The organism is Pseudomonas sp. GZD-209 (genome assembly GCF_049310485.1).
Classification (GTDB): domain Bacteria; phylum Pseudomonadota; class Gammaproteobacteria; order Pseudomonadales; family Pseudomonadaceae; genus Aquipseudomonas; species Aquipseudomonas sichuanensis.
Genome location: NZ_JBMOWQ010000167.1, coordinates 1 through 4,060 on the forward strand (window position 1 = coordinate 1; position 4,060 = coordinate 4,060).

Below are 4,060 nucleotides of genomic sequence, written 5' to 3' on the forward strand. Positions count from 1 at the left end.
TTTACCCGCGAACACCGGCGAAGCCGGTGCCATGCACCGCGCTGCCTGCTTCGCGGGTAAACCCGCTCCCACAGGGCTGGGTGAGCTCCCACAGGGGCTGCGCACCTTGCCAGCCCCGCCACCTGGCGCCACACTAGCGCTCATGAAAACCTTCGCCCCCAGCTACCTCAAGCACCAGTTCCTGATCGCCATGCCGCACATGGCCGACCCGAACTTTGCCCACACCCTTACCTACATCGTCGAGCACAACGCCAACGGCGCCATGGGGCTGGTGGTCAACCGCCCGCAGGAGCTGAACCTGGGCGACATTCTCGAACAGTTGCGCCCCGACGAAACGCCCCCGGCCAGCACGCTGCAGGTGCCCATCTACCTGGGCGGCCCGGTGCAGACCGACCGTGGTTTCGTGCTGCACAGCGATGAGTGCAGCTTCCAGGCCACCGTGGCCCTGGAAGGCCTGTCGCTGACCACCTCCCAGGACGTGCTGCTGGCCATCGCCGCCGGCGTGGGCCCGAAAAAGAGCCTGATCACCCTCGGCTATGCCGGCTGGGAAGCCGGCCAGCTGGAAGCGGAGCTGGCCGACAACGCCTGGCTCAACTGCCCGTTCGACCCCGCGATCCTGTTCGGCATGGACAGCGAACAGCGCCTCGGCGCGGCCGCCGCCAGCCTCGGCATCAACCTGAGCCTGCTCACCAGCCAGGCGGGGCACGCCTGATGGCCGAACTGCGCCTGCTGCTGGGCTTCGACTACGGCAGCAAACAGATCGGCGTGGCCGTCGGCCAGGTGATCACCGGCCAGGCCCGCGAACTCTGCGTACTCAAGGCACAGAACGGCGTGCCGGACTGGAACCAGGTCGAAAAACTGATCAAGGAATGGAAACCCGATGCCATCGTCGTCGGTCTGCCGCTGAACATGGACGGCACCCCCAGCGAGATGAGCGAGCGCGCCGAGAAATTCGCCCGGCGCCTCAACGGCCGATTCAACCTGCCGGTGCACACCCACGACGAACGCCTGACCACCTTCGAAGCCAAGGGCGAGCAGATGGCCCGTGGCGGCCGTCACGGCAGCTACCGCGACAACCCGGTCGACGCCATCGCCGCCGCCCTGCTGCTGCAAGGCTGGCTGGAGGCCAATACTTAATTCCGCTTTGCCGCCGGAGCTACCCGGCGCCCGCCTTCCGAGGAGCACGCAATGAGCCTACCCAATCCCGCCGACCTGATCCGGCAGATGGCCGTCGACCTTCGCGCCCACCTGGCCCGCCGCGCCATCGCCGAGCCACGCTTCATCGGCATCCGCACCGGCGGCGTTTGGGTGGCCCAGGCCCTGCAGCAGGAATTGGCCGACGAGAGCCCGCTGGGCACCCTGGATGTCTCGTTCTACCGCGACGACTTCAGCCAGAACGGCCTGCACCCGCAAGTGCGCCCTTCGGAGCTGCCGTTCGAGATCGAAGGCCAGCACCTGGTGCTGGTGGATGACGTGCTGATGAGCGGCCGCACCATCCGCGCCGCCCTCAACGAACTGTTCGACTATGGCCGCCCGGCCAGCGTGACGCTGGTGTGCCTGCTGGACCTGGATGCCGGCGAACTGCCGATCCGCCCGAATGTGCTCGGCGCCACCCTGTCGCTGGCCGCCCATGAACGGGTAAAATTGACCGGACCCGCACCGCTCGCTCTCGAGCGCCAGGACCTCGCTTCCGCTTCCGCCCTTTAAGAGTCCCCCGCGATGACGCCATTCGACGCCAAGCGCCCGCTGCAGCTCAATGACCAGGGCCAGCTGCGCCACTTCCTCTCGCTCGACGGTTTGCCCCGCGAACTGCTCACCGAGATCCTCGACACTGCCGACTCGTTCCTCGAAGTCGGCGCCCGGGCCGTGAAGAAAGTCCCGCTGCTGCGCGGCAAGACCGTGTGCAACGTGTTCTTCGAGAACTCCACCCGTACCCGCACCACCTTCGAACTGGCCGCCCAGCGCCTGTCGGCCGACGTGATCAGCCTGAACGTGTCGACCTCCTCGACCAGCAAGGGCGAGACCCTGTTCGACACCCTGCGCAACCTCGAAGCCATGGCCGCCGACATGTTCGTCGTGCGCCACTCCGACTCCGGCGCCGCCCACTTCATCGCCGAGCACGTATGCCCGGACGTGGCGGTGATCAACGGCGGCGACGGCCGCCACGCGCACCCGACCCAGGGCATGCTCGACATGCTGACCATCCGTCGGCACAAGGGCAGCTTCGAGAACCTGTCGGTGGCCATCGTCGGCGATATCCTGCACTCGCGCGTAGCCCGCTCGGACATGCTCGCGCTCAAGGCGCTGGGCTGCCCGGACATCCGCGTGATCGGCCCGAAAACCCTGATCCCGATCGGCATCGAGCAATACGGGGTGAAGGTCTACACCGACCTCGCCGAAGGCCTCAAGGACGTCGACGTGGTGATCATGCTGCGCCTGCAGCGTGAGCGCATGGCCGGCGGCCTGCTGCCCAGCGAGGGCGAGTTCTACCGCCTGTTCGGCCTGACCACCGCACGCCTGGCCGGCGCCAAGCCCGACGCCATCGTCATGCACCCCGGCCCGATCAACCGGGGCGTGGAGATCGAGTCGGCGGTGGCCGACGGCAAGCACTCGGTGATCCTCAACCAGGTCACCTACGGCATCGCCGTGCGCATGGCCGTGCTGTCCATGGCCATGAGCGGGCAGAACGCGCAACGTCAAATCGAGCAGGAGAACGCCCAGTGACCCTCAGCATTATCGGCGCTCGGGTAATCGACCCTGCCAGCGGCCTGGACACCATCACCGACCTGCACCTCGAAGGCGGTCGCATTGCCGCCATCGGCGCAGCCCCGGCAGGCTTCAGCGCCAGCCGCACGATCCAGGCCGACGGCCTGGTCGCAGCGCCCGGCCTGGTCGACCTCGGTGTATCGCTGCGCGAGCCGGGCTACAGCCGCAAAGGCACCATCGCCAGTGAAACCCGCGCAGCGGTCGCCGGCGGCGTCACCAGCCTGTGCTGCCCGCCGCAGACCAAGCCGGTGCTGGACACCTCGGCGGTGGCCGAACTGATCCTCGACCGCGCCCGCGAAGCGGCCAACAGCAAGGTGTACCCGATCGGTGCCCTGACCAAAGGCCTGGAAGGAGAGCAACTGGCCGAGCTGGTGGCCCTGCGCGACACCGGTTGCGTGGCCTTCGGCAACGGCCTGAAAGAGATCCCCAACAACCGCACCCTGGCCCGCGCCCTGGAATATGCGGCGACCTTCGACCTGACCGTGGTGTTCCACTCCCAGGACCGCGACCTGTCCCAGGGCGGCCTGGCCCACGAAGGGCCGATGGCCAGCTTCCTCGGCCTGCCCGGCATCCCCGAAAGCGCCGAGACCGTGGCCCTGGCCCGCAACCTGCTGCTGGTCGAGCAGAGCGGCGTGCGCGCGCACTTCAGCCAGATCACCAGCGCCCGTGGCGCACGGTTGATCGCCCAGGCCCAGCAACTGGGGCTGCCGGTCACCGCCGACGTGGCGCTGTACCAGCTGATCCTCACCGACGAAGCGCTGCGCGATTTCTCCAGCCTGTACCACGTGCAGCCGCCGCTGCGCAGCGCCGCCGACCGTGACGGCCTGCGTGAGGCGGTGAAGGCGGGCGTGATCCAGGCGATCTCCAGCCACCACCAGCCCCACGAGCGCGATGCCAAGCTGGCGCCGTTCGGTGCCACCGAGCCGGGCATCAGCAGCGTCGAGCTGTTGCTGCCGCTGGCCATGACCCTGGTCGAGGACGGCCTGCTCGACCTGCCGACGCTGATGGCGCGGCTGAGCAGCGGCCCGGCGGCGGCCATGCGCCTGCCGGCGGGTGAGCTGAAAGTGGGCGGCGCGGCCGACCTGGTGCTGTTCGATCCGCAAGCCTCGACGGTGGCGGGCGAGCAGTGGCTGTCGCGTGGCGAGAACTGCCCGTTCATCGGCCACTGCCTGCCGGGCGCGGTGCGTTATACCTTGGTCGATGGGCACATCTGCCACGAGGCCTGAGTAACCGTCATCGCGGGGCAAGCCCGCTCCCACGCCAGTTCAGTGCGTGGGAGCGGGCTTGCCCCGCG

Annotated in this window: 5 protein-coding genes; all 5 read left to right on the top strand. The window is 68.3% G+C overall.

The genetic code is table 11. The features are described from left to right. Positions 1 to 142: 142 nt before the first annotated feature. Genes ACO6VM_RS19020 through ACO6VM_RS19040 form a run of 5 tightly spaced genes read left to right on the top strand, consistent with a single transcriptional unit; the run spans position 143 to position 3,992 of the window. Positions 143 to 712, top strand: a complete 570-nt coding sequence (locus ACO6VM_RS19020) for a YqgE/AlgH family protein (protein WP_110994145.1) — start codon at positions 143 to 145, stop codon at positions 710 to 712. Next, a complete protein-coding gene (ruvX, locus tag ACO6VM_RS19025) occupies positions 712 to 1,137 on the top strand; it encodes a Holliday junction resolvase RuvX (protein WP_232882600.1) in 426 nt (141 codons plus the stop codon). The genes ACO6VM_RS19020 and ruvX overlap by 1 nt, the downstream gene beginning before the upstream one ends. Before the next feature lie 51 nt (positions 1,138 to 1,188). After that, a complete protein-coding gene (gene pyrR / locus ACO6VM_RS19030; RefSeq protein WP_347150714.1) occupies positions 1,189 to 1,707 on the top strand; it encodes a bifunctional pyr operon transcriptional regulator/uracil phosphoribosyltransferase PyrR in 519 nt (172 codons plus the stop codon). 12 nt (positions 1,708 to 1,719) lie between these two features. Next, positions 1,720 to 2,724 carry an aspartate carbamoyltransferase catalytic subunit gene (locus tag ACO6VM_RS19035; protein ID WP_110994142.1) on the top strand — a complete coding sequence of 335 codons (1,005 nt, stop codon included), beginning with the start codon at positions 1,720 to 1,722 and terminating at the stop codon, positions 2,722 to 2,724. Continuing rightward, positions 2,721 to 3,992: a dihydroorotase gene (locus ACO6VM_RS19040; protein WP_422403651.1), complete on the top strand. Its 1,272-nt coding sequence runs from the start codon at positions 2,721 to 2,723 to the stop codon at positions 3,990 to 3,992. The genes ACO6VM_RS19035 and ACO6VM_RS19040 overlap by 4 nt, the downstream gene beginning before the upstream one ends. The last annotated feature ends 68 nt before the right edge of the window (positions 3,993 to 4,060 follow it).